Annotated in this window: 23 protein-coding genes; 12 read left to right on the forward strand and 11 right to left on the reverse strand. The window is 67.6% G+C overall.

What is annotated here, in order from left to right; all coding sequences use genetic code 11:
• Nucleotides 1-28 precede the first annotated feature (28 nt).
• Both hslO and VAPA_RS17550 read right to left on the reverse strand, forming a co-directional pair.
• Nucleotides 29-1,027: an Hsp33 family molecular chaperone HslO gene (gene hslO / locus VAPA_RS17545; protein ID WP_021008108.1), complete on the reverse strand. Its 999-nt coding sequence runs from the start codon at nucleotides 1,025-1,027 to the stop codon at nucleotides 29-31.
• A gap of 34 nt (nucleotides 1,028-1,061) precedes the next feature.
• Nucleotides 1,062-1,586, reverse strand: coding sequence for a gamma carbonic anhydrase family protein (locus VAPA_RS17550; RefSeq protein ID WP_018905892.1), 525 nt, complete (start codon nucleotides 1,584-1,586; stop codon nucleotides 1,062-1,064).
• A gap of 37 nt (nucleotides 1,587-1,623) precedes the next feature.
• On the opposite strand from VAPA_RS17550, the gene VAPA_RS17555 reads away from it, so the two are divergent.
• A complete protein-coding gene (locus VAPA_RS17555; protein ID WP_021008109.1) occupies nucleotides 1,624-2,436 on the forward strand; it encodes a ferritin-like domain-containing protein in 813 nt (270 codons plus the stop codon).
• A gap of 9 nt (nucleotides 2,437-2,445) precedes the next feature.
• Here the strand turns inward: VAPA_RS17555 and VAPA_RS17560 are convergent, their stop codons facing one another.
• From VAPA_RS17560 to VAPA_RS17585, 6 genes are all read right to left on the reverse strand, one after another.
• Nucleotides 2,446-2,922, reverse strand: a complete 477-nt coding sequence (locus tag VAPA_RS17560; protein ID WP_021008110.1) for a MaoC family dehydratase — start codon at nucleotides 2,920-2,922, stop codon at nucleotides 2,446-2,448.
• A 39-nt stretch (nucleotides 2,923-2,961) separates the two neighbouring features.
• Nucleotides 2,962-4,095 (reverse strand): thiolase family protein, encoded by a 1,134-nt coding sequence (locus VAPA_RS17565; RefSeq protein WP_021008111.1) that lies wholly within the window; start codon nucleotides 4,093-4,095, stop codon nucleotides 2,962-2,964.
• Nucleotides 4,096-4,189: 94 nt separating this feature from the next.
• A complete protein-coding gene (locus tag VAPA_RS17570) occupies nucleotides 4,190-4,780 on the reverse strand; it encodes a TetR/AcrR family transcriptional regulator (protein WP_021008112.1) in 591 nt (196 codons plus the stop codon).
• Between the two features lie 44 nt (nucleotides 4,781-4,824).
• Nucleotides 4,825-5,781 carry a Bug family tripartite tricarboxylate transporter substrate binding protein gene (locus tag VAPA_RS17575; protein WP_021008113.1) on the reverse strand — a complete coding sequence of 319 codons (957 nt, stop codon included), beginning with the start codon at nucleotides 5,779-5,781 and terminating at the stop codon, nucleotides 4,825-4,827.
• A 47-nt stretch (nucleotides 5,782-5,828) separates the two neighbouring features.
• Complete coding sequence (gene xerD, locus VAPA_RS17580; RefSeq protein WP_021008114.1) at nucleotides 5,829-6,740, reverse strand: site-specific tyrosine recombinase XerD; 912 nt, start codon at nucleotides 6,738-6,740, stop codon at nucleotides 5,829-5,831.
• Between the two features lie 67 nt (nucleotides 6,741-6,807).
• Entirely contained in the window at nucleotides 6,808-7,782 is a 975-nt protein-coding gene (locus VAPA_RS17585; protein WP_021008115.1) for a tripartite tricarboxylate transporter substrate binding protein BugE, read from the reverse strand.
• Nucleotides 7,783-7,884: 102 nt separating this feature from the next.
• Between VAPA_RS17585 and VAPA_RS17590 the strand changes: the two genes are divergently transcribed.
• Nucleotides 7,885-8,802 (forward strand): AEC family transporter, encoded by a 918-nt coding sequence (locus tag VAPA_RS17590; RefSeq protein ID WP_021008116.1) that lies wholly within the window; start codon nucleotides 7,885-7,887, stop codon nucleotides 8,800-8,802.
• Between the two features lie 7 nt (nucleotides 8,803-8,809).
• On the opposite strand, the gene queG is transcribed toward VAPA_RS17590, so the two are convergent.
• Nucleotides 8,810-9,886, reverse strand: coding sequence for a tRNA epoxyqueuosine(34) reductase QueG (queG, locus tag VAPA_RS17595; protein ID WP_041946502.1), 1,077 nt, complete (start codon nucleotides 9,884-9,886; stop codon nucleotides 8,810-8,812).
• On the opposite strand from queG, the gene tsaE reads away from it, so the two are divergent.
• From tsaE to VAPA_RS17610, 3 genes are all read left to right on the forward strand, one after another.
• Complete coding sequence (tsaE, locus tag VAPA_RS17600) at nucleotides 9,872-10,381, forward strand: tRNA (adenosine(37)-N6)-threonylcarbamoyltransferase complex ATPase subunit type 1 TsaE (protein ID WP_021008118.1); 510 nt, start codon at nucleotides 9,872-9,874, stop codon at nucleotides 10,379-10,381. The two genes, queG and tsaE, sit on opposite strands and share 15 nt — an antisense overlap.
• Nucleotides 10,378-11,934 (forward strand): N-acetylmuramoyl-L-alanine amidase, encoded by a 1,557-nt coding sequence (locus VAPA_RS17605; RefSeq protein ID WP_021008119.1) that lies wholly within the window; start codon nucleotides 10,378-10,380, stop codon nucleotides 11,932-11,934. Before tsaE ends, VAPA_RS17605 begins: the two co-directional genes overlap by 4 nt.
• 132 nt (nucleotides 11,935-12,066) lie before the next feature.
• A complete protein-coding gene (locus VAPA_RS17610) occupies nucleotides 12,067-12,357 on the forward strand; it encodes a glycine zipper domain-containing protein (RefSeq protein WP_230558889.1) in 291 nt (96 codons plus the stop codon).
• Nucleotides 12,358-12,412: 55 nt separating this feature from the next.
• Here the strand turns inward: VAPA_RS17610 and VAPA_RS17615 are convergent, their stop codons facing one another.
• On the reverse strand, nucleotides 12,413-13,081 hold the full coding sequence (locus tag VAPA_RS17615; RefSeq protein ID WP_021008121.1) for a DedA family protein: 669 nt from the start codon (nucleotides 13,079-13,081) through the stop codon (nucleotides 12,413-12,415).
• A 61-nt stretch (nucleotides 13,082-13,142) separates the two neighbouring features.
• Here VAPA_RS17615 and VAPA_RS17620 point away from each other — a divergent pair, with 61 nt between their 5' ends.
• The 5 genes from VAPA_RS17620 (at nucleotide 13,143) to VAPA_RS17640 (ending at nucleotide 19,171) form a co-directional block, all read left to right on the forward strand.
• Complete coding sequence (locus VAPA_RS17620) at nucleotides 13,143-14,360, forward strand: dienelactone hydrolase family protein (protein ID WP_021008122.1); 1,218 nt, start codon at nucleotides 13,143-13,145, stop codon at nucleotides 14,358-14,360.
• A 55-nt stretch (nucleotides 14,361-14,415) separates the two neighbouring features.
• A complete protein-coding gene (mutL, locus tag VAPA_RS17625; RefSeq protein ID WP_021008123.1) occupies nucleotides 14,416-16,305 on the forward strand; it encodes a DNA mismatch repair endonuclease MutL in 1,890 nt (629 codons plus the stop codon).
• Nucleotides 16,306-16,492: 187 nt separating this feature from the next.
• Complete coding sequence (locus tag VAPA_RS17630) at nucleotides 16,493-17,491, forward strand: alpha/beta hydrolase (RefSeq protein ID WP_021008124.1); 999 nt, start codon at nucleotides 16,493-16,495, stop codon at nucleotides 17,489-17,491.
• Nucleotides 17,492-17,537: 46 nt separating this feature from the next.
• Nucleotides 17,538-18,527, forward strand: coding sequence for a tRNA (adenosine(37)-N6)-dimethylallyltransferase MiaA (gene miaA, locus VAPA_RS17635; protein ID WP_021008125.1), 990 nt, complete (start codon nucleotides 17,538-17,540; stop codon nucleotides 18,525-18,527).
• Nucleotides 18,524-19,171: an ABC transporter ATP-binding protein gene (locus VAPA_RS17640; RefSeq protein ID WP_021008126.1), complete on the forward strand. Its 648-nt coding sequence runs from the start codon at nucleotides 18,524-18,526 to the stop codon at nucleotides 19,169-19,171. The genes miaA and VAPA_RS17640 overlap by 4 nt, the downstream gene beginning before the upstream one ends.
• A 1-nt stretch (nucleotide 19,172) precedes the next feature.
• Here the strand turns inward: VAPA_RS17640 and VAPA_RS17645 are convergent, their stop codons facing one another.
• A complete protein-coding gene (locus VAPA_RS17645; RefSeq protein ID WP_021008127.1) occupies nucleotides 19,173-20,129 on the reverse strand; it encodes a threo-3-hydroxy-L-aspartate ammonia-lyase in 957 nt (318 codons plus the stop codon).
• Between the two features lie 113 nt (nucleotides 20,130-20,242).
• Here VAPA_RS17645 and VAPA_RS17650 point away from each other — a divergent pair, with 113 nt between their 5' ends.
• The gene (locus VAPA_RS17650) at nucleotides 20,243-20,947 is read left to right on the forward strand and encodes a GntR family transcriptional regulator (protein WP_021008128.1); all 705 of its coding nucleotides are present in this window, start codon (nucleotides 20,243-20,245) and stop codon (nucleotides 20,945-20,947) included.
• Complete coding sequence (locus VAPA_RS17655) at nucleotides 20,944-21,819, forward strand: phytanoyl-CoA dioxygenase family protein (RefSeq protein ID WP_021008129.1); 876 nt, start codon at nucleotides 20,944-20,946, stop codon at nucleotides 21,817-21,819. The genes VAPA_RS17650 and VAPA_RS17655 overlap by 4 nt, the downstream gene beginning before the upstream one ends.
• Nucleotides 21,820-21,822 lie beyond the last annotated feature (3 nt).

Below are 21,822 nucleotides of genomic sequence, written 5' to 3' on the forward strand. Positions count from 1 at the left end.
CGCGCCGAACCTCACTCGGCGAAGAGCGTTACTGGACGACCGGGCTGCCCGGAACCTGGTCGCCCGGCGGCTTGAAGAGCTGCGCCGTGTCGACCGCGTCGAAGCGGTACTGCTTGCCGCAGAAATCGCAGCCCACCTCGATGTCGCCGCGCTCGGCGAGGATTTCCTCGGCCTCCTGCACGCCGAGCCCGCGGATCATCTGCGCCACGCGATCGCGGCCGCAGGTGCACGCGAAATGAGGCCCCAGCAGGCCAGCCTGCGGCTCGAAGCGCAGCAGCTTTTCTTCCCAGAACAGGCGGCGAAGAATGGTCTCGATGTCGAGCGTGAGCAGCTCGTCGCGCGTGAGGCTCGAGGCGAGGATCGAGATGCGGTTGTAATCCTCGTTGCGGCCGATCTGGTCTTCGTTGGCCTGGTCGTGGTCCTTGTCGGAAGTGCCTTCGAGGTTGCCCTCGCCCTTCACCGGCAGGCGCTGGATCAGGAGGCCGGCGGCCACCTGGTCGTCGGCCGCGAGCACCAGCGTGGTGTCGAGCTGTTCGCTTTGCAGCATGTAGTGCTGCAGCACGTCGCTGAGCCTGCCGAGCTTCTCGCCCTCGTCGTCGAACAGCGGCACCACGCCCTGGTAGGGCGTGGTGCCCGGCAGCTTGTCCTTGGGGTCGAGCGTGATGGCGCAGCGGCCCTTGTTGTTGACGTTGACCATCTCGGGCAGGCGCGCATCGGCCGGCAGGTCGCCGATCACCTTGGCGGTGGCGCGCAGGCTCAGGTCGGGCTTGGCTTCGGCCACGGCCACCTTGACCGGGCCGTCGCCGAAGATCTGCAGGATCAGCGCACCGTTGAACTTGATGTTGGCCTGCATCAGCGTGGCCGCGGCGGTCATCTCGCCGAGCAGCTCGGCCACGGGCGACGCATAGGCGCCGGTCGATGTGTTGGAGGCGCGCCGCGCCAGGATTTCCTGCCACGCATCTGTCAGGCGCACGATCATGCCGCGCACCGGCAGGCCATCGAACAGGAATTTGTGCAGCTCGCTCAAAACGGATTCTTCTTTCTGTTGGGCCTGCGCGGTGTCAGGCGATTTTCTTCAGGCCCTTCGCATAGCGAATGGCGTTCTTGACGTAGTGATCGGAGCCGTGCCGCAGGCGCGCGGCGTCTTCGTCGCTGATCGTGCGCATCACCTTGGCGGGTGAGCCGAAGATCAGGGAGTTGTCGGGAAACTCCTTGCCCTCGGTCACGACGCTGCCGGCGCCGACAATCGAATTGCGGCCGATCTTCGCGTTATTCAAGACCACGGCCTGGATGCCGATCAGCGAGTTGTCGCCGATGGTGCAGCCATGCAGCATGACCTGGTGGCCGATGGTGACGTTCTCGCCGATGGTGAGCGGGCTGCCGGGGTCGGAATGCAGCATCGACATGTCCTGCACGTTGCTGTTGCGCCCGATGGTCATCTTCTCGTTGTCGCCGCGCAGCACCGCGCCGAACCAGATGCTCGCGTTGTCACCCAGCTGCACGTTGCCGATCACCTCCGCGCTGTCGGCGACCCATGCACCGGTGCCGAGTTGCGGCGCAACGCCGTCGAGTTCATAGAGGGCCATCGTGGAGTCTCCGGGGGCAAAAACTAGAATTGTAGGGATGCACCCCCGATTGAGCGCGCTGGCCGCGCTGCGACTCACCGATCCTGAGCAGAAGGTTGCGGCAACACGCGCCACTGCTGCCCGAGCCGCTACCGATTCCATAGCAACCGACCCTCTGCGCGCCATGGGCGATGACATCGGCGTGCCGGGCCGCCCCGAACGTCCGCTGCGCGTGGCCGCCACCGCGGTGCAAAAACGCTCGCCCTTCACGCCCGAGGGCCGCGCCGCGCTGATCCATTCGATCTGCCACATCGAGTTCAACGCCATCAATCTCGCGCTCGATGCCGTCTGGCGCTACGACGGCATGCCCGAGGCCTACTACCGCGACTGGCTGCGCGTGGCCGATGAAGAGGCGCAGCACTTCACGCTGCTGCATGCGCACCTGCAGGACGTGGGCTGGCGCTACGGCGACTTCCCGGGCCACGACGGACTCTGGAGCATGTGCGAGAAGACGAAAGACGACGTGCTCGCGCGCATGGCGCTGGTGCCGCGCACGCTCGAAGCACGCGGGCTCGATGCCACGCCGCTCATCCAGGCCAAGCTCAAGCGCGTCAACACGCCCGATGCGCTGCGTGCGGTCGAGATCCTCGACATCATCCTGCGCGACGAAGTCGGCCATGTGGCCATCGGCAACCGCTGGTACCGCTGGCTCTGCGAGCGCGCCGGCCTCGACCCCGAGGCAACCTACCCCGAACTCGTGGCGCGCTACGAAGCGCCGCGCCTGAAGCCGCCCTTCAACCTCGAAGCCCGCGGGCGTGCGGGCTTCAGCGCCGAGGAACTGCGCGCGCTCTCGGCCGGCAGCAAGGACTGAACAGGGGGCCTACGCAGGCCGGGCGTGCACCACCAGCTTCGGAGTGAAGTACTGGAGCACCTCGCCGCGCTGGTTGAGCGTGCGGCAGCGCATCGTCACCATCGCGCGGCCCGGCTTGGAGCGCGAGGGCGTGATGTCGAGCACCTCGCTCACCACATGCAGCACATCCCCGGGCCGTGTCGGCTTGGGCCATTGCAGCTCGCCGCCCGAGCCGATGATGCCCTCGGCCAGCGGAATGCCGCTTTCCACCAGCAGCTTCATCGTGAGCGCCGCCGTATGCCAGCCACTTGCCGCGAGGCCACCGAAGAAGGTGCTCTTCGCGGCCTCTTCGTCGGTATGAAAGGGCTGCGGATCGAACTGGCACGCAAAGGCCTTGATCTGCGCCACGTCCAGCGTGTGTTCGCCGCTCTGGAAGTGGTCGCCGACCGACAGGTCTTCGAGGTACAGCGCGCGCTTGGCGCCGGTGTCGTCAGGGAGTGCCGCCATGGGAGTTCCTTGTAGTGCCTGTGCGCATTCTCGAACTATTCAGACGCGCTCGAGGATGGTGGCAATGCCCTGCCCGCCGCCGATGCATTGCGTGGCCAGCGCATAGCGGCCCTTCTCGCGTGCGAGCAGCGACGCCGCCTTGCCCGTGATGCGCGCACCGGTCGCACCCAGCGGATGGCCGATGGCAAGGCCGCCCCCGTCGAGATTGATCTTCGCCGTATCGAGGCCAAGATCGCGGATGCAGGCCAGCGCCTGCGACGAGAAGGCTTCGTTGATCTCGATCACGTCGAGGTCGGCCGCGCTGAGGCCTGCGCGCGCCAGCGCCTTGCGCGTTGCGGGGATCGGGCCGATGCCCATGATGGCCGGGTCGACGCCCACGGTCGCGAACGAGCGGATGCGCGCGAGCGCCTGCAGGCCGTGCTTCGCGGCGAAGGCGTCGCTGGTCACGAGCACGACTGCGGCGCCATCGGTGAGCGGCGAAGAGGTGCCGGCCGTCACCACGCCATCGGCACGGAACGCCGGCCTGAGGCCTGCCAGCGCCTCGGCCGAAGTGGCCGGGCGGATGCAGCCGTCGGCATCGACCACGTCGCCCGAGGCCAGGCGCACCGGCACGATCTCGCCCGCCAGGCGCCCTTGCGCTCGCGCGGCGGCGGCCTTGCGGTGCGACTCGACGGCGAAGGCCTCCTGATCGGCGCGGCTCACGTTCCAGCGCTGCGCGACGTTCTCTGCGGTCTCGCCCATGGAGATGTAGGCGTCGGTGCTTTCCTTCAGCTCCAGGTTCGGCGAGAAGTTGAAGCCGCCCTGCGGCACCATCGTCATCGACTCCACGCCCACGCACAGGAAGGCCTCGCCCATGCCCGCCTCGATCTGCGCCGCGGCAATGTGCACGGCCTGCATCGACGAGCCGCAGAAGCGGTTGACCGTCATGCCGCCCACTTCATGCGGCAGCCCGGCGAGCAGGCCGACGATGCGCGCCAGGTTGTTGCCCTGCGAGGCCTCGGGGTACGCGCAGCCCAGGACGATGTCCTCGAGCAGTGCGGAGTCGAGGTCGGTGCGCTGCAGCAGGCCGCGAACCACACCCGCGGCCAGCGTGTCGGGGCGCACCTCGGCGAGCGCGCCTTTCTTCGCGAAGTGGAAAGGCGAGCGGGCATAGGCGGAAATGACGGCTTTCATGAGAACTCTCCTTGATTGAAATCTACCATCCAATCGGTAGGCAGTGAGGTCAAAAAATAGGCACGTCCTGCGTGCCTGCGATGCCGCCCGGCCATCAGCCGGGCAACGAACTCCTGAGCTGCGCGATGGCTTCGTCGAAGTCCTCGACGCGTCCCGTCATGCGCGATGCGAGCAGCGCGCCCTGGCACACCGAAAACACATAGGCCGCCTGCGATGCGACCGATGCGCCCTTCTTCTGCCGGGCCGGCGCCAGCGCCCCCAGCACCCCGGTGAGCCACAGCACTTGCGTGTTGCGCAGTTCCTGCACGGCCTGGCGCAGTTCCTCGTTGATGCAGTCCCACCCCGGCGTCAGCGCCCCCGCGGGACACATGCCCGAGCCCGCCTTGAGCGTGTTGCGGTACATGCGGAAATAGGATTCGAGCGCGTCCTTCGGCGTGCGCACCCGGGCCGCGTCCCAGTCCTTGAAGGACTGGGTGGCCTGCCGGATCACCGCGATGCCCAGCGCTTCCTTGGTTGGGAAATGGTGGTACAGGCTCGCCTTGCGGATGCCGACCGCATCGGCCACGTCCTGGAAGCTGAAGCCCAGGTAGGAGCGCGTTTCGATCAGGTGGCGCGCCACCCCGAGAATCTGCTCCCGGGTGCTGCCGGCGGCGAGTCCGGCGGGTCTGGCGGTGGCGGCGCTCATCTGCCTACTATAAGGTAGGGAAATTGAGACCGCAAGCCGCAAGGTCAATCGGCCTTGATGTTCGCGGCCTTCACGATGCGCCCGTTGCCTTCGAACTCCGAGGCGATCTCCCTGGCGAAGGCCGCGGGGGTGCCGCCGGTCGGCACGTTGTCGGTGGCCGTGAGCTTGGCGCGCAGCTCGGGGCTGGCGAGGGCCTTGTTGATCTCGGCGTTGTACTTCGCGATCAATGCGGGCGGCGTGGCCGCGGGCGCGAAGACGCCGAACACCGAGTTGATGTTCGCCGCGCTGTAGCCCAGCTCGCCCAGCGTGGGCACCTGCGGCAGGCTTTCGAGCCGAGCCGGCGCACCCACGGCCAGCGGACGCAGCTTGCCCGACTGGATGTGCGACGTGAGCGTCGGGCTCGCATTGCTCGAGAGAATCTCGAACTGCCCGCCGAGCGCATCGTTGAGCTGCTGGCCGCCGCCCTTGTAGGGCACGTGCGTGATGTCGACGCCCGTGGCCGCCTTCACCTGCTCGAGCACGATGTGGCCGAGCGACGCCGGCCCCGAGGTGGCCCAGCGCACCGCGCCGGGCTGCGCCTTGGCATCGGCGATCAGCGCGCGAAAGTCCTTCGCCTTGCTGGCCGGCGTGGCGATCAGCAGCACCGGCGAATACATCACGCTCGCCACCGGCGCGATGTCCTTCAGCGGATCGAAGGGCAGCTTGCCGAGGTGCGGACTCAGCACCAGCGGGCTGATGGCCGAGAAGCCCAGCGTCGCGCCATCGGGTGCGGCCTTGGCGACGGCGTCCATGCCGATGGCACCGCTGGCACCGGCCCGGTTGTCGACGACCACCGTGGTGCCCAGCTGTGTGGCGAGCCTGTCGCCGAGCGCACGCGCGACCACGTCGCTGACGCCGCCCGCGGGATACGCCACGATGAGGCGGATGGTCTTGGGAACGGGCTGGGCCTGTGCGCCGCCGGCGGCGAACAGTACCGCCGCGACACAGATTCTTTTCTGCATGAACGAAGTCTCTTTGCTGTTGGTTGAAATGAAGGAACACCGCGCCTTCAGCCGCGCGGGTGGTGCTGCGCATGCAACTGCTTGAGTCGTTCGCGCGCCACGTGGGTGTAGATGGTGGTCGTGGAGATGTCGGCATGGCCGAGCAGCAATTGCACCGCGCGCAGATCCACGCCATGGTTCAGCAGGTGCGTCGCGAAGGCATGGCGCAAGGTGTGCGGCGACAGCGGCACGTGGATGCCGGCCGCGGCGGCCTGCTTTTTCACGATGATCCAGAACATCACGCGCGTCATGCCCGCGCCGCGCGCGGTCACGAACAGGTCCGGTGTCTGCTGCCCGTCGAGGATGGCGGGGCGCGACTCCTCCAGGTAGCGCTCGATCCAGCGCCGCGCCTCGCCGCCGAAGGGCACGAGGCGCTCCTTGCTGCCCTTGCCGAGCACGCGCAGCACGCCGTCGTTCAGGCTCATGTCGATGACCTTGAGCGCCACCAGCTCGCTCACGCGCAGGCCGCTCGCATACATCAGCTCGAGCATCGCGCGGTCGCGCAGGCCGAGCGGCGTTTCGACGTCGGGCGCGGCCAGCAGGTCGTCCACCTGTTTTTCCGACAGCGTCTTGATGGCTCGCGGCATCTGCCGCGCGGGTGCGAGCCTGATGCTCGGATCGGCCGCGATGCGCCGCTCGCGCAGTGCCCAGCGGTAGTAGCGCTTGAACACCGTGAGCCGCCGGTTGGCCGAGGTGGCCTTGCCCTTGGTCGACAGGCGCGCGCCCATGTAGGCCTGCAGGTCGGACTCCTGTGCCGTGTCGAGCGCGCCGCCGCTGCGCTGCCTGCCCAGCCACTGTGCGAACAGCGCAAGGTCGCGGCGGTAGGCGGCGAGCGTGTTCTTCGACAGCCCGTCCTCGAGCCAGAGGGCATCGATGAAGTCGTCGATCTCGGGGGTTTGTGTGGCGGCGGCCTCGGTCATGCGCTGCAAGATAACAAAAAGAAAAAGCCGCCCGTGGTGCGGGCGGCTTCGGCAGGGTGGGCGAGGCTCAGTCCAGCTTGAGCTTCTGCTTTGCGACGACCTGCTTGTAGACCTCGTACTCGGCCTTGATCTGCGCCGCGAACTGCTCGGGCGTGTTGGCCACGATCAGCGACCCCGTGTCTTCGATGCGCTTCTTCACGGCCGGGTCTTCCACCGACTTCTTCACGCCGGCGTTGATCTTGTCGACCACTTCCTTCGGCAGGCCCTTGGGGCCCAGGATGCCGTAGTACGCCATGCGGTTGACCGGCTCGAGCCCCACTTCCTTGAAAGTCGGCACATTGGGCAACGCGGCCAGGCGCTGCGGCGCCGACACCACGATGGGAACCAGCCGGCCGCTCTGGATGAAAGGCATGGCCGACGGGATGTTGTCGAAGATGATCGGCACCTGGCCGGCCACCACGTCGTTGAGCGCAGGGCCCGCGCCGCGGTAGGGAATGTGCGTGACGAAGGTGTTGGTGAGGCTCTTGTAGAGCTCCATCAACAGGTGGCCGATGCCGCCCGTGCCCGACGAGGCGTACGAGTACTTGCCGGGGTTCTTCTTGAGCTCGGCCACGAACTCCGCGTAATTCTTGGCCGGGAAGCTCGGATTCACCGCAATGATGTTGGGCGTGGCCGCGATGTTGATGATCGGCGTGAAGTCGTTGATCGGGTCGTACGGCACCTTGGGGTTGATGGCCGGATTGGCCGCCGTGCTCGAAACCGTGGCAACGCCGAGCTTGTAGCCGTCGGGCGCGGCGCGCGCCGTTTCGGCCGCACCCACGATGCCGCCGCCGCCGGCACGGTTGATCACCACCACCGGCTGGCCCAGCACCTTGCCCAGCGGATCGGAAATCACGCGCGCCACGATGTCGGTCGTGCCGCCCGGTGCAAAGGGCACGCTCAGTTCGACCGGCTTGTTCGGATAGCCCTGCGCGAAGCTCTGGCCCGCGGCCGCGACCAGCGCGGCGGCTCCCACCATGGCGCCCCATTGACGACGTTGCATCTAAAACTCCTTGATTGACTGATGTCGAAAAACCAAAGCCCCGGATGCTAGCGGCTTCGTACTTCGCCCGTGCTGTGGATTACCCATGGTCCGCCACGGTTTATGCTCGAAGCGGTGAACTTTGCCCAGCTGCTCTTCCCGGATTTCTCGCTCATTGCCATCGGTTGGCTGCTTTGCCGCTACACCGCGCTCGACCGCCGCGTGTGGGACCAGGTCGAAAGCCTGGTGTACTACTTTCTGTTCCCGGTGCTGCTGTTTCATTCGATCGTGCGCAGCCCGCTCGATTTTGCCGCTACCTCGAACCTGCTCACCGCGGGCGTGGCCATCGGCCTCTGCGGCATCGCGATGGCCTACGCGCTGCCCTACGTCCCCGGCCTCGGTTCGCACATCGACCGCCGCGATCACGCGGCCAGCGCGCAGATCGGGTTCCGCTTCAACTCCTTCATCTGCCTTGCGCTCGCCGAACGGCTGGCCGGTGCGCAGGGCCTGTTGCTGATCGCGGTGCTGATCGGCGTGTGCGTGCCGATGTTCAACATCGCAGCCGTCTGGCCGATGGCGCGGCACGCGCAGAGCGGCTTCGCGCGGCAGCTGATGCGCAACCCGCTGATCGTCGCCACGCTGGCCGGGCTGCTGGCGAACGTGCTGGGCTTCACCGTTCCGAACTGGGCCACGCCCACGCTCACGCGCATCGGCGCCGCGTCGCTTGCGCTCGGCCTGCTGGCGGCGGGCGCCGGCATGCAGTTCGCAACCCTGGGTCGTGGAAAGGTGCTGGCGGTGTCGGTGCTGTCCATACGGCATCTGTTCCTGCCGCTGGTGGCGTGGGGCCTCTCTCTTGCACTGCGGCTGGACGCGACACAGGCTTCCGTGCTGATGGCGTTCTCCGCCGTGCCCACGGCCTCGAGCGCCTATGTGCTGGCGGCGCGCATGGGCTACAACGGACCGTACGTGGCAGGTCTCGTGACCCTGTCCACGCTGCTGGGAATGGCGAGCCTGCCGTTTGCGCTGGCCCTGCCGCGCTAGGGTTCGTTCAGCGTTCGGGGCGCTGCGCCAGCGCCCACGCCACGTGCTCGCGCACCAGTTCGCTGGGGTCCGAGGCCCGCGTGGCCAGGGCCTCCGCGGCGCCGCTCTCGCCCGCGCGCAGCGCGTTTCCCAGTGCCACGGCGATGTTGCGCAGCCAGCGTTCATGCCCGATGCGCCGGATGGGGCTGCCTTGGGTGAAGCGCAGAAAATCTTCCTCGCTCCAGGCAAAGAGCGAAGCCAGCGCCTGGCCGGTGAGCCCTTCGCGCGCATCGAAGTCGGGCAGCGCGCTCTTCTTCGCGAACTTGTTCCAGGGGCAGATCAGCTGGCAGTCGTCGCAGCCGTAGATGCGGTTGCCCATCAGGGGCCGAAGCTCCAGCGGAATCGGTCCGCCGTGCTCGATGGTCAGGTACGAAATGCAGCGCCGCGCATCGAGCCGGTACGGCGCGACGATGGCCTTTGTCGGGCAGACGTCGATGCAGGCGCTGCAGCTGCCGCAGTGCGCGGTGACCGGCTCGCTTTCGGGCAATGCCATGTCGACGTAGATCTCGCCCAGGAAGAACATCGAGCCCGCGCTGCGGTCCAGCACCAGCGTGTGCTTGCCGCGCCAGCCCTGGCCGCTGCGGGATGCGAGCTCGGCTTCGAGCACCGGGGCCGAATCGGTGAAGGCGCGATGCCCGAATGGCCCCACCTCCTCGGCAATGCGCTCGGCCAGCCTGGCCAGCCGCGCACGCAGCACCCTGTGATAATCGCGGCCGCGCGCATAGACCGAGACGATGGCTTCGCCGGGCCGCGCGAGGCGATCGAATTCCACGGCCTGCCAATCGTCGAGCGGCGTGTCGCGCGGCAGGTAGTCCATGCGTGCCGTGATGACGCTCACCGTGCCCGGCACCAGTTCGGCCGGCCTGGCGCGGCGCGTGCCATGCGTTGCCATGTATTTCATCTCGCCATGGAACCCATGGGCCAGCCATTGCATCAGACCTTCCTCGGCGCTCGATAAATCGACGCCCGCGATTCCGATTTGGGAGAATCCGAGTTCCCGGGCCAATGCCTGAATACGAGCAACGAGTGGATGGCTGACGATCACTTGCCGATTGTAGAAACGCCGAAGAACGCCGGCCGCATGCTGCGCTGGCGCAGCGAAGAAGACACCGACGCCTTCGCGCGCGCGCTGGCGGCCTCGCCCGCGCTGCGCAATGCCTTCATCGCGCTGCACGGCGACCTCGGCGCCGGCAAGACCACCTTCGTGCGCCACCTGCTGCGCGCGCTCGGCATCGAGGGCCGCATCAAGAGCCCGACCTATGCGGTGGTCGAGCCCCACGAAGCGCCCGACGGCCTTGCCATCTTTCATTTCGACTTCTACCGCTTCAACGATCCGCGCGAGTGGGACGACGCCGGCTTCCGTGACATTTTCGCGGGACCGGGCCTCAAGCTCGCGGAGTGGCCAGAAAACGCTGCCGGCCGCACACCAATTGCCGACCTCGCTATTAAAATAGAAGCAATGACAGACGACACACGCAGCGTGACCCTCCTGGCGAACACTCCCCGCGGCAGCGACCTGCTGGCGCACGTCGGCGCATGAAGGCCAGCGGCCTCAAGCGGCGCGTGCTGCTGCAGGGCGGCAGCGTCGCGCTGATGCTCGGCGTGCACCAGATCGCGCGCGGCGCCACCATCCTCGCGGTGCGCGTGTGGCCTGCGGCCGACTACACGCGCGTGACCATCGAATCCGATGCACGGCTCCATTCGCAGCAGCTGGTCGTCGGCAGTCCGCCGCGGCTGGCAGTGGACATCGAAGGCATCGATCTCAACCCCGAACTGCGCGAACTGGTCGGCAAGATCAAGCCCGGCGACCCGTATATCAACGGCCTGCGCGTCGGCCAGAACGCACCGAAGGTGGTGCGCATCGTGTTCGACCTCAAGCAGGCCGTGGTGCCGCAGGTCTTCTCGCTCGCGCCGATCGCCGCGTACAAGCACCGGCTGGTGCTCGACCTCTACCCCGAAAAAGCCATCGATCCGATGGAGGCGCTGATCACCGAGCGCCTGCGCGAGGCGCCGCGCAGCAGCGGTGGCGGCAACGACACCGCCGTGGCCAGCGCGCCCTCGGTGCCGCCGCCCGCCGCGCCCTCTTCGGGCCTTGCGCCCGACGGAGGGCCGCCGATCCTCGTGCGGCCTTCGCCCAACGTGCCCGCGCCGCGCCCCGCCCCCGGCAGCATCGCGCCTCCCGCCCGGCCGCCGGCCGCTGCGGCCGCGCCCGCACCCGATCCGCTGGGCGAGCTGATGGCGCAGCAGTCGACGCGGCCCGGCCCTGTCGCGCCTCCACCGCCCATTGCTCCTGCTACGCCTGCTGCGCCTGTTGCGCCCGCCGCGCCTGTCGCATCCACGCGTGGCGGCGCCACCACGAGCCGCACCGACCGCATCATCATCGTGGCGCTCGATCCCGGCCATGGCGGCGAAGACCCGGGCGCCATCGGCCCCAACGGCACGCGCGAGAAAGACATCGTGCTGCAGATCGCGCACCGCCTGCGCGACCGCATCAACGCCAGCAGCGTCAACGGCAATCCGATGCGCGCGTTTCTCACGCGTGACGCCGATTTTTTCGTGCCGCTGGGTGTGCGCGTGCAAAAGGCGCGGCGCGTGCAGGCCGACCTCTTCGTGAGCATCCATGCCGATGCGTTCACCACGCCCGCCGCGCGCGGCGCGAGTGTTTTTGCGCTGAGCCAGAGCGGTGCATCGAGCAGCGCCGCGCGCTGGCTCGCCAACAAGGAAAACGAAGCCGACAAGGTCGGCGGCGTGAACGTGGGCAACCACGAAGTGCAGGTGCAGCGCGCGCTGCTCGACATGAGCACCACGGCGCAGATCAACGACAGCCTCAAGCTCGGCGGCGCCATGCTCGGCGAGATCCGCGGCATCGGCGCGCGGCTGCACAAGCCCGCGGTCGAGCAGGCCGGCTTCGCGGTGCTCAAGGCACCCGACATCCCCAGCGTGCTGGTCGAAACGGCGTTCATCAGCAACCCCGAAGAAGAAGCGAACCTGCGCAGCGTCAGCTACCAGGAAAGCCTTTCCGATGCTCTGATGCGCGGCATCCAGCGCTACTTTGCGCAGAACCCGCCGCTGGCGCGCAGTCGCCAACTCTAGGCCTCGCTCGCCCTGCCGTCCCACGCCGGGCGGCCCGTGGCAACGCACAGGCAAGCGCGGCAGGCTCCTACACAGGGGACCAGTGCCTTTTGACCATCATGGTCCCATCACTCTAGAAAGGTGGACACCATGATGATGAAGGCACGAATCTGGATGACCGCTGCAGCGGCAACCGCGGTCATGGCGCTGGCAGGTTGCGCATCCGGACCCAACCAGAACCTGGGCACCGGTATCGGTGCGCTTGGCGGCGCGGCCGTGGGCCACGCCATCGGCGGCAACACCGGCAGCACCCTGGGCGGCGCGGCCATTGGCGGCGTGATCGGCAACCAAGTGGGCCGCAGTGTGGACGAACGCAACTACTACGAGAGCCAGCGCGCCTATCCGCCGCGCAGTTACTACCCCTACAACGGGCCGAGATATTGACCCGATCCCACTCTCATCGAAGCGCGCCGCCGGCGCGCTTTTTTTTTGCCGGCCGTCAGGCCTTCGAAGGCAACTGCGTGCGCGCCTTCTCCGCGCGCGATGCGCGCCAGGCGCCGAAGATAGCAAGCAGGCCCGGCACGAAGATCAGCGCCCAGATGATCTTGTCGAGATGCTCGCGCACGAATGGCAGGTTGCCGAAAAAGTAGCCCGCCGTTGCAATGCCCAGCACCCAGATCAGCGCGCCGACCACATTGAACATGGTGAATTTCGCGCGGCTCATTTCGGCCACGCCGGCCACGAAGGGCGCGAAGGTGCGAATGAAGGGCATGAAGCGCGCAAGGATGATCGTGATGCCGCCATAGCGCTCGTAGAACGCGTGGGCCTGGTCGAAGGCCTTGCGGTTGAAGAAGCGCGAGTTCTCCCACTGGAAGACCTTGGGCCCGAAATAGCGGCCGATGCTGTAGTTGCACTGGTCGCCCAGGATGGCCGCGGCAATGAGCACTGCGCAGGCCAGAGGAAAGCTCATGAGCCCCACGCCGCACAGAGCGCCCACGATGAAGAGCAGCGAATCGCCGGGCAGGAAGGGCATCACCACCGCGCCTGTCTCCACGAACACGATCAGGAAGAGCAACGCATAGACCCAGGGGCCATAGGCAACGACGAAGGCCTCGAGGTGTTTGTCGACATGCAGGATGAAGTCGACGAGAAAGCTGATGATTTCCATGGTTGCGGATTATCCTTGCTGCACGCCGCGTGGCGTCCCATGACGAATTCGGAGATCCAAGATGACAGGTCGATACATCCAGATCGAGGCCCGCGACGGCAGCGGCACGTTTCGCGGCTACCTGGCCTTGCCCGAGTCCGGCAGCGGGCCCGGGCTCGTGATTGCCCAGGAAATCTTCGGCATCAACCACACGATGCGAGATGTGGCCGACTACTACGCCGAGGAAGGCTATGTGGCGCTCGTGCCCGACCTGTTCTGGCGCCAGCAGCCCGACGTGGAGCTCGGCTACAGCGAGGCCGACTGGCAGCGCGCATTCGGCTTCTACCAGGGTTTCGACGAGGCCAAGGGCATGGAAGACATGCAGTCCGCCATCAATGCGCTGCGCGCCCTGCCCGAGGCAAGCGGCGGCAAGGTCGGCGTGCTCGGCTTCTGCCTTGGCGGCAAGCTGGCCTATCTTGCGGCCTGCCGCACCGATGCGGACGTGTCGGTGGGCTACTACGGCGTGGGCATCGATGCAGCGCTCGACGAGGCCGACCACATCAAGCGCCCGCTGACACTGCACATCGCCGAGCTCGACAAGTTCTGCCCGCCCGAAGCACGCGAGCGCATCGTGCAGGCCCTGCAGGGCCGGCCCGGCGTGACGCTGCATGTCTACCCGAGTGTCGACCACGCCTTTGCACGCGCCGGCGGCGAGCATTTCCACAAGCCCTCGGCACTGATGGCGCACGAGCGCAGCATTGCCGCGCTCAAGGCCGCCATCGGCCCGCACTACGATCTCTCGGCGCTGTGGGACAAACACTGCGAATACGAGTTCGCCACCCGCAACGTCGACGACACCATGGGCACGATGGTGGCCGAGCCGTATGTGAATCACATCCCGACCATGACCGGCGGCGTGGGCTACAAGGCGCTGCACGCCTTCTATACGAACCACTTCGTCAACAGCAACCCGCCCGACACTGCGCTCGTATCCATCTCGCGCACGGTAGGCGCCACGCAGGTGGTCGACGAACTTCTCTTCAGCTTCACGCACACCACCGAAATCCCCTGGATGCTCCCGGGCGTGGCGCCCACCGGCAAGCGGGTCGAGGTGCCGCTGCTGGCCGTCGTCAAGTTTCGCGGCAACAAGCTCTATCACGAGCACATCTATTGGGACCAGGCCAGCGTGCTGGTGCAGGTGGGCCTGCTCGACCCCGGGCTGCTTCCCGTGGCGGGCGTCGAAACGGCGCGCAAGCTGCTCGACGAAACCCTGCCTTCCAACACGCTGATGCCGGGCTGAAAGGGCTCCCGGAGGCCGGGCCGCGGCGGCGGCGGCCGGCTTCTAGAATGCTTGCGTGAGCGCCCTTCCCTCTTCCATTCCATCCCTCGAACGCCGTCCGATCCGCGAACTTCCCGACGAGCTGATCAGCCAGATCGCCGCGGGCGAAGTGGTCGAACGCCCGGCCTCCGTGGTGCGCGAGCTGCTCGACAACGCCCTGGACGCCGGCGCGCGCCAGGTCACGGTGCGGCTGGCTTCGGGTGGTGTGCGGCTGATCTCGGTCGAGGACGACGGCCAGGGCATTCCGCGCGAAGAGCTCACGGTGGCATTGCGCCGCCATGCCACGAGCAAGATCGCAAGCCTGAACGATCTCGAGACCGTGGGCACCATGGGGTTTCGCGGCGAGGCGCTCGCAGCCATCAACGCCATTGCGGAACTCAGCATCCTTTCGCGCTTTGCGGGCGCCGACGGCGCCTTCGCGCTCGACGGCCGCACCGGCGAACTGCGGCCGGTGGCCCGCGCCGTCGGCACCACGGTCGAGGTGCGCGAGCTTTTCTTCGCGACCCCCGCGCGGCGCAAGTTCCTGAAGACCGACGCCACCGAACTGGCCCATTGCATCGAGGCCGTGCGCCGCCATGCGCTGGCGCGGCCCGAAGTCGGCTTTTCGGTGTGGCACGACGGCAAGCTGATGGAGCAGTGGCGCGCCGCCGACCGGCGCGAGCAGCGCCTGGCCGATGCGCTCAGCGACGACTTCGTGGCGCAGAGCGTGGCCGTCGAGCACATCGGCGGCCCGGTGCGCGTGGTCGGCCGTGCCGGCATTCCGGATGCCGCCCGCTCGCGCGCCGACCAGCAATTCTTCTACGTCAACGGCCGCTTCGTGCGGGACAAGGTGCTGTCGCATGCCGTGCGCAGCGCCTATGAAGACGTGCTGCACGGCCAGCGCCAGCCCGTGTATGCGCTGTACCTCGAAATCGATCCGTCGCGAGTCGACGTGAACGTGCATCCGACCAAGATCGAGGTGCGTTTTCGCGATGGCCGCGAGGTGCACCAGGCAGTGCGCCACGCCATCGAGAACGCCCTTGCCGCACCGCGCGCGGGCGATGCGGTCACGCCGGCGGCGCCCCAGCAGCCTTTTTTCAAGCCGAACGTGCCCGCTTCGGGCGCCACCTGGGCCCAACCCGGCATCAATTTCGTGGCCGCGGAGCGCGGCGCCGGCGATTTCGAGGCCATGTGGCCCCAGCGAACCGCCGAATCGGGCCATGCAGCCGAATCCGGCCCTTCCCTTTGGCCTGCAGCCGGTGCGGTGCCCACGGCGTTCCGGGCCCCCGTCGGGCTGCCGGCCGAATCGCCAGGCGCAGGCACCCTTGCCACCAGCGAGCAAGCCTGGCCGCTGGGCCGCGCACTGGCACAGCTGCAGGGCATCTACATCCTGGCCGAGAACAGCCAGGGCCTGATCGTGGTCGACATGCACGCGGCGCATGAACGCATCGTCTACGAGCGGCTCAAGACCCAGCTCGACGGCGCCGCCATCACGAGCCAGCCGCTGCTGATTCCGGCCACATTCGCGGCCACGCCCCAGGAAGTGGCCACCGCCGAGGCCTGCGCCGCGGTGCTGCCCACGCTGGGCCTGGAAATCACCCCCTTTTCACCGCGCACCCTTGCGGTGCGCGCGGTGCCGGGCACCCTGGCCGACGGCGACCCGGTGGAGCTCGCGCGCAGCGTGCTGGCCGAACTGGCGCAGCACGACGCCAGCACCGTTGTACAGCGGGCACAGAACGAATTGCTTTCCACCATGGCCTGCCATGGTGCGGTGCGGGCCAACCGCAAGCTCACCATCGACGAAATGAACGCTTTATTACGTCAAATGGAGGCTACCGAGCGTTCGGACCAGTGCAACCACGGCCGCCCCACCTGGCGGCAGCTGTCGATTCGGGAGCTGGACGCGCTTTTTATGCGCGGCAGATAGCAAATCAAGGCATTTTGAGGGTTTTTCCTGGGTTTTCGGCCGTCATCCGCAAAGCGGGCACGGGCGTTGCGTGTGTAGAACAAAGTGCCACCCGAGGCACTGTCTGGGAGGTGCTGGAGCGCAGTTGTCGGCGCGTTTCAGTCGAAAGCACATGAACTTTCTGCCGGCTTCGCTGTCCCTCTAGCCCATGAAACGCTGGTCCCTCCTTGCCTCCGTTCTTTCGCTGTGTGCCCTTCTGGCCGCCGGCTGCTCCACATTCGATGAACAGCAACGCGAGTGGATCTTTCAACCCAGCGACCGCAGCTGGGGCAACACCGCGACCATGACCGAGGGCATGCAGGACGTCTGGATCGACTTCCAGTCGTCCATCACCGGCGAATCCGCGCGCCTTCACGGCCTCTGGCTCGGCGGCGAGCCCGAGACCACCGACCGGCCGGTCATGCTGTACCTGCACGGCGCCCGCTACAACGTGGCCGGATCGGCGCCGCGCATCCAGCGCATGCACGAGCTCGGCTTCTCGGTGCTGGCCATCGACTACCGCGGTTTCGGCAAGAGCTCCAAGGGCTTGCCGTCGGAAGAATCGGCGCGCGAGGACGCCCGCGCCGCCTGGACCTGGCTCGCGGCCAGGCACCCACGGCAGCACCGCTACATCTTCGGCCACTCGCTCGGCGGCGCCATCGGCATCGACCTGGCCGCGCATGTCAACGACGAAAGCGGCACCATCGTCGAAAGCACCTTCACCTCCATTGCCGACGTGGTGAGCGGCTTCAAGTGGGGCTGGCTGCCGTTCGGCCCGCTCATCACGCAGCGCTTCGAGGCCATCAACCGGGTCAAGGACATCGGCGCGCCGCTGCTGGTGGTGCATGGCACCGCCGACAGCCTGATCAACCCCACGCTGGGCCGCAAGCTCTACAACGCGGCCACCGTGCCCAAGCTCTTCGTGCTGGTCGAGGGCGGATCGCACCACAACACCAATTCGGTCGGCGAGGCCCAGTACCGCTCGGCGCTCTCCCAGCTGTTCCGCATGAAGCCCGAGACCACGCTGGCCTCGCGGCAAACGGAAGGCGCGCCCGTTGTGCGCGGCGCGCAGCCGCTGCCTGTCTTGCCGGCGGCCCCTCGGGCGGATTCGCCCGCCCTGCCGCAGGAAGCGCGCGTCAAGGCCAGCACCAGCGCGCAGGCGATCTGACGCAGGGCCCTGGCCGCTTCGGTTTTGTTGTTACCCTCGGGCGCTTATGCCGCCCTCCGTTGCCGCCTCCGGCCCTCCTGAAAACCTGAAATACATTGCGCTCGCGGGGCCGACCGCCTCCGGCAAGACGGCGGTAGCGCTCGCGGTGGCGCGTGTGCGCCCGGTCGAGATCGTCAGCGTCGATTCCGCACTGGTCTATCGCGGCATGGACATCGGCACCGCCAAGCCGAGCAAGGCCGAACAGGCCGCCGTGCCGCATCACCTGATCGACATCATCGACCCGAGCGAAAGCTACAGCGCCGCCGCCTTCGTGGCCGACGCGACACGGCTCATCGACGAAATCCGTGCGCGCGGGGCATTGCCGCTGCTGGTGGGCGGCACGATGCTGTATTTCAAGGCGCTTTTCGACGGCATCGACGCCATGCCCGCGGCCGATGCAGCCGTGCGCGCGCGCATCGACGCGGAAGCCGCCGAGCGCGGCTGGCCTGCGATGCATGCGAGGCTCGCCAAGGTCGACCCCGTGACCGCCGCGCGCCTTGCGCCGCAAGACAGCCAGCGCATCCAGCGCGCGCTCGAAGTCTGGGAAAGCAGCGGCCAGCCCTTGTCGAGTTTTCATGCCAGCGACAAGAACAAGGCGGTGAAGGGATTGGCCGGCGGCGCGCTCTTCTCGCTCGAGCCCACCGACCGCGCATGGCTGCATTCGCGCATTGCCGAGCGTTTCGACGCCATGCTGGCCGCCGGCTTCCTCGACGAGGTCAGGGCGCTGCGCGCACGCGGCGATCTCTCCACCGACCTTCCCTCGATGCGCTGCGTGGGCTACCGGCAGGCGTGGGAAATGCTCGACGCATGCGGCGTCGGGAAGCCCGATGCCAAGGCCATGGACGACCTGCGGGAACGCGGCATCGCGGCCACGCGCCAGCTTGCCAAGCGGCAGATCACCTGGCTGCGCAGCATGCCGGCGCGCACCGTCATCGCCTGCGACGCGCCCGACGCCGTGCAGACGGCCGTTCAACGCATTGCCACCGCCACTGCATGACGCTGCGCATTTCCAGGCTGGGCAAGCGCTACGGCGACGTGCCCGTGTTCGAGAACGTGACGCTCAGCGTCGAGACCGGCGAGTTCGTCGCCATCGTCGGCGAATCGGGCGTCGGCAAGTCGACGCTGCTCAACTGCATGGCCGGGCTCGACAGCTGGGACACGGGCACGGTCACGCACGACGGCACCGACATCGGCGCGCTCGATGGCGAGGCCTGTGCGCTCTGGCGCCGCCGCCATGTGGGCTTCGTGTTCCAGGCCTTTCACGTGCTGCCGCACCTGGACGTGGGGCAGAACGTCTCGCTGCCGCTGATGCTGCTGGGCCAGCGCGATGAAGGCCGCGTCGCGCACATGCTCGATGCGGTGGGCCTGCCCGGCATGGGCGCGCGCCTGCCGCAGACACTCTCGGGCGGTCAGCTGCAGCGCGTGGCGATCGCGCGCGCGCTGGTGCACCGGCCCGCCCTGCTGCTCGCCGACGAGCCCACGGGCAACCTCGACCCCGGCACCGCTTCGAAGGTGATGGAACTGCTGATCGGCCAGACGCGCGAGCACGGCGCTTCGCTGGTGCTGGTGACGCATTCCGAGAGCGCAGCAGCCCGTGCGGACCGCCTGCTGCACCTCACCGCCGAGGGAATCCGCGCCTGAGCTACGCGAGCAGCGCCGCGTAGCGCGAGAGATCGACGTTGCCGCCGCTGACCACGATGCCGATGCGCTGGCCCGCGATGGCCTTGCCCGCAGCAATGGCGCCCGCGAAGGCGAGGCAACCGGTCGGTTCCACCACGATCTTCATGCGCTCGGCAAAGAAGCGCATCGCCTCGACGAGCTGCTCGTCCGTCACGGTGAAGATGTCGTCCACGTCGCGCCGGATGATGCCGAAGGTGTATTCGCCCAGGTGCTGCGTCTGCGCACCGTCGGCAATGGTCTTGGGCGTTTCGATGTGCACGATCTTCCCGGCGCGCAGCGACTGCTGGCCGTCGTTGCCCGCTTCGGGCTCCACGCCGTAGACCTTGCAATCGGGCGCCAGCGCACGCGCCGACAGCGCCGAACCCGACAGCAGCCCGCCGCCGCCCAGGCACACGAACAGGTGGTCGAGCGGGCCGGTTTCCTCGATCAGTTCCTTCACCGCCGTGCCTTGCCCCGTGAGCACGTCCGGATGGTCGTAGGGCGGGATCATCGTGATGCCGCGTTCCTGCGCGAGCCGCTTCGTGAGCGCCTCGCGATCCTCGGCGAAGCGGTCGTACGTCACCACTTCGGCGCCGTAGCCCTGCGTGGCCGCGACCTTGGCGGCCGGCGCGTCCTTGGGCATGACGATCACGGCCGGCATCGACAGCAGCCGGGCCGACAGCGCGATGGCCTGCGCGTGGTTGCCCGAAGAGAACGCGATCACGCCGCCCTTGCGCTGCGCGGCGTCGAACTTCGACAGCGCATTGAACGCACCGCGGAACTTGAATGCGCCCATGCGCTGGAAGTTCTCGCACTTGAAGAAGAACCTGGCGCCCCAGCGTTCGTCGGCCGTCTGCGATCGCAGCACGGGCGTGCGGTGGGCATGGCCCTCGAGCCGCGCGGCCGCGGCGATGACGTCGTCGTAGGTAGGTAGTTGCATGGGCCGAGCTTAGCGGCGGGTTACGTTTCTTTGCAGCCCCCATGGGTAAAAACCCGGGATACGCGGCAGCCTCGAATTCCGTACTCTGTATACAGAGTTCAAAGAAGCCATCCATGCCAGCCCAGCTCGTCAGCATCGAAGTCGCGCCCGACCTCGTCGACCAGGTCTATCGCGCCCTGCTCGGCGCCATCAGCAGCGGCGCGCTGGCACCCGGCGAGCGGATCACGCAGGAAGACATCGCGCAGCGCCTGTCGGTGTCGCGCCAGCCCGTGCTGCAGGCGCTGCGCCTGCTCAAGAAGGACGGCTTCGTGCATGACGCGCCCGGCCGCGGCGTGCTGGTGGCGCCGCTCGACGCCGAGTGGATGCGCAAGGTCTACCAGGTGCGCGGCGCGCTCGACGTGCTGGCCGCGCGGCTCGCGGCCGCACAGCGCTTTCGCATCGACCCCAGGCTGATGGAGCGCGGCCGCCGCGCGGCGCGCGGGCGCAATGTCGAAGCCATGATCGATGCCGACATGGCCTTCCACCAGGCCATCTACGAAGCCTCGGGCAATCCGCTGATCGGCCAGAGCGCCGACCAGCACTGGCGCCACCTGCGCCGCGCAATGGGCGCGGTGCTGCAGGCCGAGCCGCAGCGCGAGACGCTCTGGGACGAGCACGAAGCCATCGCCGCCGCCATTGCCGCCGGCCACGCGCAGCGCGCCGCGCAGCTGAGCGAGGAACACGTCGCCAGGGCCAGCGAGGCACTGGGCCGGCGGCTCGCGCAGCAGCTCGCGCGCACCGCATCCACCACCCCCACCCGCAAAGGAGACAAGGCATGAAGTTGACCCCCGAGCAACGCGCGCAGTTCGAGCGCGACGGCTACCTGTTCTTTCCCGGCCATTTCTCGGCCGAAGAAACCAAGGCGCTGACCGATGCGGTGCCAGACCTGTACGGCAAGCGCGAGGCCTTCAACGTGCGCGAGAAAGGCTCGGATGCGGTGCGCACGAACTTTGCCGCGCACCTGATCAGCGAGCCCTTCGCCCGGCTCGCGCGCCATCCGCGCATGGTGGAACCGGTGGTGGATCTCTTCGGCGAAGAGGTCTACATGCACCAGTTCAAGATCAACGGCAAGATGGCGTTCGAAGGCGACGTGTGGCAGTGGCACCAGGACTACGGCACCTGGCTCAACGACGACCTGATGCCCACCGAACGCGCGATGAACGTCGCGATCTTCCTGGACGAGGTGAACGAGCACAACGGCCCGCTGATGTTCATTCCGGGCAGCCACCGCAAGGGCGTGGTCGATGCCAGGCACGACCGCACGACCACCAGCTATCCGCTCTGGACGGTGGACAACGAACTGATCGCGCAGCTCGTGGACCGCGCCGGCGGCAAGGACGGCGGCATCGTCTCGCCCAAGGGCCCCGCCGGCTCGATGATCCTCTTCCACAGCTGCCTCGTGCATGCCTCGGGCAGCAACCTCTCGCCGTTCAACCGCGTGTCGGTGTACCTGAGCCTGTGTGCCGTCAGCAACCACATCCGCCGCCACAAGCGGCCCGAATACATCGCGCACAGAAATTTTACGCCCATCGAGATGCTGCCCGACGACTGCCTGCTGAAGCCCTACCCGGTCGAGGTGCCGTGGAAGAACGGACTGCCCGAGAGCGCGCTGAAGACCTCGCTCGAAGTCCTCGACACCGCGGAGGCCTGACGC

Source organism: Variovorax paradoxus B4 (assembly GCF_000463015.1).
Lineage (GTDB): Bacteria > Pseudomonadota > Gammaproteobacteria > Burkholderiales > Burkholderiaceae_C > Variovorax > Variovorax paradoxus_E.